Below are 5,045 nucleotides of genomic sequence, written 5' to 3'. Positions count from 1 at the left end.
TCGCGCAACGCATCCGGGTCCGCGCTCATCCAGGCCAGCCTCCAAAAGCCAGCCTTGAATCACGCCCCGCTCAGCAGCGGAATCCCTCAGATCAGGAAATCGTCACCACCGCCTAGTCCTCGCTACGCGGGGCGAGGCCATCGTCCCGCGCCCTTTTCCCGAAGCCCAAGGGGCCCCGCGAGATCAAACCTCGCGAGTTCGATGGGGAGCAATCCCGGCGTGCCTATGCCAAGCTGCGCGCCGGGGAAGGGATCGGCTGACGCCACGGGCGCCAGCTCCTCCCGCCTTTGGTCACCTCTCACTCAGCTGGAGATCCCTGATGTCGGAGCCGACCGGACTGCATGGGGTGTACCCCTACCTCGTCTCGCCTATCGATGCGGAGGGGCGCGTCATGCGCGACGTGCTCGCCCGCCTGGTCGAGCACTTGATCGAGGCGGGCGTGCACGGGCTGACGCCGCTCGGCAGCACCGGGGAGTTCGCCTACCTGAACACGGCCCAGCGCCTGGAGATCGTCGAAGTGGTGGTGCAGGCCGCGCGTGGGCGGGTGCCGGTGATTGCCGGGGTGGCCGCCACCACCACCCGCGACGGCGCCATGCTGGCGCGCGAGGTGATGGCCCGGGGCGCCGACGGCGTCCTTGCCATCCTGGAAGCCTATTTCCCGATCGCCGAGCAGGGGGTGGAGGACTATTTCCGCGCCGTGGCGGAGGCGACGGACGGACCCGTGGTGCTCTATACCAATCCGCAGTTCCAGCGCTCCGACCTGTCGCTCCCGGTGATCCGCCGCCTCTCGGCCGTTCCCAACATCCGCTACATCAAGGATGCCTCGACCAATACCGGGCGCCTGCTCTCCATTCTCGATGAGACCGAGGGCCGCATGGGTGTCTTCGCGGCCTCGGCGCATATCCCCGCCTGCGTCATGATGATCGGCGGCGTCGGCTGGATGGCCGGGCCCGGTTGCATCGTGCCGCGGCAGAGCGTGAAGCTCTACGACCTCTGCCGCGCGGGCGAATGGGACGCCGCGATGGTCCTGCAACGCAAGCTCTGGGCGGTGAACCAGGCCTTCGCCAAGCACTCGCTGGCAGCCTGCATCAAGGGCGCCCTGGAGACCCAGGGCTTCCCGGTCGGCGCCCCGCTTCCGCCCCAGGCGCCGCTGAGCGGGAGCGGGCGGGAGGAGGTGCGGCGCCTCCTGGAGGAGGTAAGCTCACTCTGAGCCGGGTGCTCGATAAAAGGGGCTCGGCCCCACTCCAGCCATCGCCTGCGGCAGACACTGCCCGGCGGCAGGGCCGTCGCAGCGCCCACCGAGCGAGAAGTGCATTACTTTTGCCGGCTGGATAGGAGCAAGGGGATTTCCGGATGACTGCTTTGCCCCACCGTCGCCTGGGCAGTTGCGGCTCCCTCCGTTTCGGCCGCGCTTCGGCTGCTGCACGATTGCGCTCGGGCCACCTTTGGCCGCACCTGCGCCGAAGTCCTTCGTCCAGCAGGTTGGCCACCACCCACGCCGGGTACGGCTTGCCGTACGGTCGGCCTCGATCCACCGGGCGAAGGCATCGCGGCTCAGGGTCTTGGTGCCGAGGCTGCGGGAGATGATGTCGACGCCGACACGGGCGGGGACGGCGCGCCGATAGTGCAGCAGCCCGGTTCGGGGGTGCTGTCGGAGATATCGAATGGACTCCACTTTGGACCACCATTTTGGAGCACAGGGGCGTCCAAGGCGGTCTCAGCGAAGATTCCTCAAAGATATCAATAGGATGGCGGAGAGGGTGGGATTCGAACCCACGGTACCCTTGCGAGTACAACGGTTTTCGAGACCGTCCCAATCGACCACTCTGGCACCTCTCCGCGGGGTGGGGCCTGGCCGACAGGCGGGCGGGGTATAAAGGGGCTTCGCGCGCTGCGCAACGGACTGTGTGCAGGAATCCGCCGAATCCACGCCCGCGATTGACTCTCCGGGGGTGCCGGCGCTATAGGCGCCACCTCCCGGCGGGGCCATGTGTTCCGCCGATGGCCGTTCTCGGCCATACATCGTTTCAGACCAGGCCAGCACGGCAGAGCTTTCAGGGCGTCCCATGACCTATGCAGTGATCCGCACCGGCGGCAAGCAGTACCGCGTTACCCCGAACGCGGTGCTGATGGTCGAGAAGCTGGAGGCCGAACCCGGCCAGACCGTGACCTTCCAGGACGTCCTGGCCGTGGCGACCGATGCCGGCCTGACGATCGGCGCGCCCATCGTGGCCGGCGCCACCGTCACGGCCACGGTGCTCGAGCAGAAGAAGGGCGAGAAGGTCCTCATCTTCAAGAAGCGCCGCCGCCAGAACAGCCGGCGCAAGAACGGCCACCGCCAGCACATCACCGTGCTGCGCGTGTCCGAGATCGCCGCGGCCTGAACCGACATACCAGGAGACACCCACCATGGCGCATAAGAAGGCTGGCGGCTCCTCCCGCAACGGCCGCGATTCCGCCGGCAAGCGGCTTGGCGTGAAGAAGTTCGGTGGCGAGCAGGTCGCCGCCGGCAACATCATCGTCACCCAGCGCGGCACCAAGATGAAGCCGGGCCAGAACGTGATGGTCGGCCGCACCCATTCGATCCACGCCGCGGTCGATGGGCATGTGAAGTTCAGCCGTGGTGCCGAGGGGCGCGTCTTCGTGTCCGTCGAGCCGGTGGCGCAGGCCGCCGAGTAAGTCTCGCGCCTCCGCAAACCAACCAGACCGCAAGCGGGGGCCTTCAGGCCCCCGTTTTTGTTTGTGCGACCCCCTTCCCCGGATCCCCTCCCCCATGAAGTTCCTCGACGAAGCCAAGATCTGGGTGAAGGCCGGTGACGGGGGCGACGGCGTGGTCGCCTTCCGGCGCGAGAAGTACATCGAGTTCGGCGGGCCGGATGGCGGCAATGGCGGCAAGGGCGGCGACATCGTCGTCGAGGCCGTGCCGGGGCTGAACACCCTGATCGACTACCGCTACGCCCAGCACTTCAAGGCCCGCAAGGGCGGCAACGGCGCCGGCTCCGACCGCACCGGCGCCGCCAGCGAGGACGTGACACTGAAGGTGCCGGTGGGCACCGTCATCCTGGCCGAGGACAAGGAGACGGTGCTGGCCGACCTGACGAAGGAGGGCCAGCGCGTCGTCATCTGCCGCGGCGGTGATGGCGGCCATGGCAACGCCCACTTCAAGTCCAGCACCAACCGCGCCCCGCGCCGCGCCGACAAGGGCTATCCGGGCGAGGACCGCTGGCTCTGGCTGCGCCTCAAGCTGATCGCCGATGCCGGGCTGGTCGGCCTGCCCAATGCCGGCAAGTCCACCTTCCTGTCGGTTGCCAGCGCCGCCAGGCCGAAGATCGCCGACTACCCCTTCACCACGCTCACGCCGCAGCTCGGCGTCGTCCGCCTGAACGCCACCGAGGAGTTCGTCCTGGCCGACATCCCCGGTCTGATCGAGGGTGCGCATGAGGGCGCCGGGCTCGGCACCCGCTTCCTCGGCCATGTCGAGCGCTGCGCGGTGCTGCTGCACCTGATCGACGGCAGCCAGCCCGACCCGGTCGGCGCCTACGAGACGGTGCGGGCGGAGCTGGAGGGCTATGGCGGCGGCCTGTCGGAGAAGCCCGAGATCGTCGCCCTGAACAAGCTGGACGCCATGACGCCGCAGGCCAAGAGCAGCCGCGTCAAGGCGCTGGAGCGCGCCCTCGGCCGCCCCGTCCACCTGATCAGCGGCGCGACGCGGGAGGGCGTGGACGCCGTCCTGCGCGAACTGGCCGACACCATCTACCGCGAGCGCGAGAAGGCCTCCGCATGACCACCCCCTCCCTCGCCGCGGCACGGCGCATCGTCGTCAAGATCGGCTCCGCCCTGGTTGTGGATGCCGAGACCGCCGCCCCGCGCGAGGGCTGGATTGCCTCTGTCGCCGCCGATGTCGCGGCGCTCAGGGCGCAGGGCACCGAGGTGGTGCTGGTCTCCTCCGGCGCCATTGCCCTCGCCCGCCGGGCGCTCGGCCTGACCCGCAAGAAGCTGCGGCTGGAGGAGAAGCAGGCCGCCGCCGCGGTCGGGCAGATCCGCCTCGCCGGCGCCTGGCAGGCCGCCCTCGCGCAGCACGGCCTGACCGCCGCCCAGCTCCTGCTGACCCTGGAGGACAGCGAGGACCGCCGCCGCTATCTGAACGCCCGCGCCACGCTCGGCACGCTGCTCGATCTCGGCTGCGTCCCCGTCATCAACGAGAACGACACGGTCGCCACCGCCGAGATCCGCTTCGGCGACAACGACCGCCTCGCCGCCCGCGTGGCCGAGATGCTGCACGCCGACGCGCTGGTGCTGCTCTCCGACATCGACGGCCTCTACACCGCCGACCCGCGCAACGACCCCGCGGCCCGCCACCTCCCGGTCATCGAGCGCGTCACGGACGAGATCATGGCCATGGGGGGCGAGCCGCCACCGGGCTATTCCTCGGGCGGCATGCGCACCAAGCTGATCGCCGCGCGCATCGCGACGGGCGCGGGCTGCGCCATGGCCATCGCGCTGGGCAAGCGGGAGCATCCGCTCCAGGCGCTGATGGAGGGCGCGCGCTGCTCCTGGTTCCTGCCGGCGCCGGAGGGCCGCACGGCCCGCAAGCAGTGGATCGCGGGCAGCCTGGCGCCGCTCGGCGTCCTGCGGGTGGATGCGGGGGCGGCGCAGGCCCTGCGTGACGGCCGCTCGCTCCTGCCTGCCGGCGTGCGAGCGGTCGAGGGCAGCTTCGGACGTGGCGACCCGGTCGCGGTGCAGGACGAGGCCGGCGCCGAGCTGGCACGCGGCCTCTCCGCCTACGACGCCGAGTCAGCGCGGCTGATCGCCGGGCGCCGCTCGGAGGAGATCGAGACGATCCTCGGCTGGCGCGGGCGGGACGAAATCATCCACCGGGACGACCTGGTCCTGCTCTGAAGCGGAAAAAGGCCGGGGGGATGAAGTCCCAGCCACTAGCTTAATCTGTTGACGCCCGTTTCGGACCCCGTTTCACTACGGGCCGGAGCGGGCGTTGGTATTTTGGGGGTGTTTTGGCGGGTTCGGAACCTAAAGGGAACGGATTG

At 69.5% G+C, this 5,045-nt stretch carries 5 protein-coding genes and 1 tRNA gene; 5 read left to right on the top strand and 1 reads right to left on the bottom strand.

Features of this window, described 5'->3' with window-relative positions; translation table 11 throughout:
* The first annotated feature begins 319 nt into the window (after positions 1–319).
* Entirely contained in the window at positions 320–1,210 is an 891-nt protein-coding gene (locus QMO56_RS26535; protein WP_283530624.1) for a dihydrodipicolinate synthase family protein, read from the top strand.
* A gap of 539 nt (positions 1,211–1,749) precedes the next feature.
* Here the strand turns inward: QMO56_RS26535 and QMO56_RS26530 are convergent.
* Positions 1,750–1,839: transfer RNA gene (locus QMO56_RS26530), tRNA-Ser, on the bottom strand.
* A gap of 227 nt (positions 1,840–2,066) precedes the next feature.
* On the opposite strand from QMO56_RS26530, the gene rplU reads away from it, so the two are divergent.
* From rplU to proB, 4 genes are all read left to right on the top strand, one after another.
* Positions 2,067–2,384, top strand: coding sequence for a 50S ribosomal protein L21 (rplU, locus tag QMO56_RS26525; RefSeq protein WP_283530622.1), 318 nt, complete (start codon positions 2,067–2,069; stop codon positions 2,382–2,384).
* Positions 2,385–2,409: 25 nt separating this feature from the next.
* Positions 2,410–2,679 (top strand): 50S ribosomal protein L27, encoded by a 270-nt coding sequence (gene rpmA, locus QMO56_RS26520; RefSeq protein ID WP_283530620.1) that lies wholly within the window; start codon positions 2,410–2,412, stop codon positions 2,677–2,679.
* 94 nt (positions 2,680–2,773) lie between these two features.
* Positions 2,774–3,784 carry a GTPase ObgE gene (obgE, locus tag QMO56_RS26515; RefSeq protein WP_283530619.1) on the top strand — a complete coding sequence of 337 codons (1,011 nt, stop codon included), beginning with the start codon at positions 2,774–2,776 and terminating at the stop codon, positions 3,782–3,784.
* The gene (proB, locus tag QMO56_RS26510; protein ID WP_283530617.1) at positions 3,781–4,899 is read left to right on the top strand and encodes a glutamate 5-kinase; all 1,119 of its coding nucleotides are present in this window, start codon (positions 3,781–3,783) and stop codon (positions 4,897–4,899) included. The genes obgE and proB overlap by 4 nt, the downstream gene beginning before the upstream one ends.
* Positions 4,900–5,045 lie beyond the last annotated feature (146 nt).

This window comes from Roseomonas sp. E05, from assembly GCF_030063475.1.
Lineage (GTDB): Bacteria > Pseudomonadota > Alphaproteobacteria > Acetobacterales > Acetobacteraceae > Pseudoroseomonas.
This window is presented reverse-complemented; position numbering and strand designations above follow the sequence as displayed.

What these genes read in the sequence shown, in the direction of transcription:
- rplU (WP_283530622.1), top strand. Translation starts at nt 2,067, where the DNA reads ATGACCTATGCAGTGATCCGCACCGGCGGCAAGCAGTACCGCGTTACC.
- QMO56_RS26535 (WP_283530624.1), top strand. Translation starts at nt 320, where the DNA reads ATGTCGGAGCCGACCGGACTGCATGGGGTGTACCCCTACCTCGTCTCG.
- obgE (WP_283530619.1), top strand. Translation starts at nt 2,774, where the DNA reads ATGAAGTTCCTCGACGAAGCCAAGATCTGGGTGAAGGCCGGTGACGGG.
- proB (WP_283530617.1), top strand. Translation starts at nt 3,781, where the DNA reads ATGACCACCCCCTCCCTCGCCGCGGCACGGCGCATCGTCGTCAAGATC.
- rpmA (WP_283530620.1), top strand. Translation starts at nt 2,410, where the DNA reads ATGGCGCATAAGAAGGCTGGCGGCTCCTCCCGCAACGGCCGCGATTCC.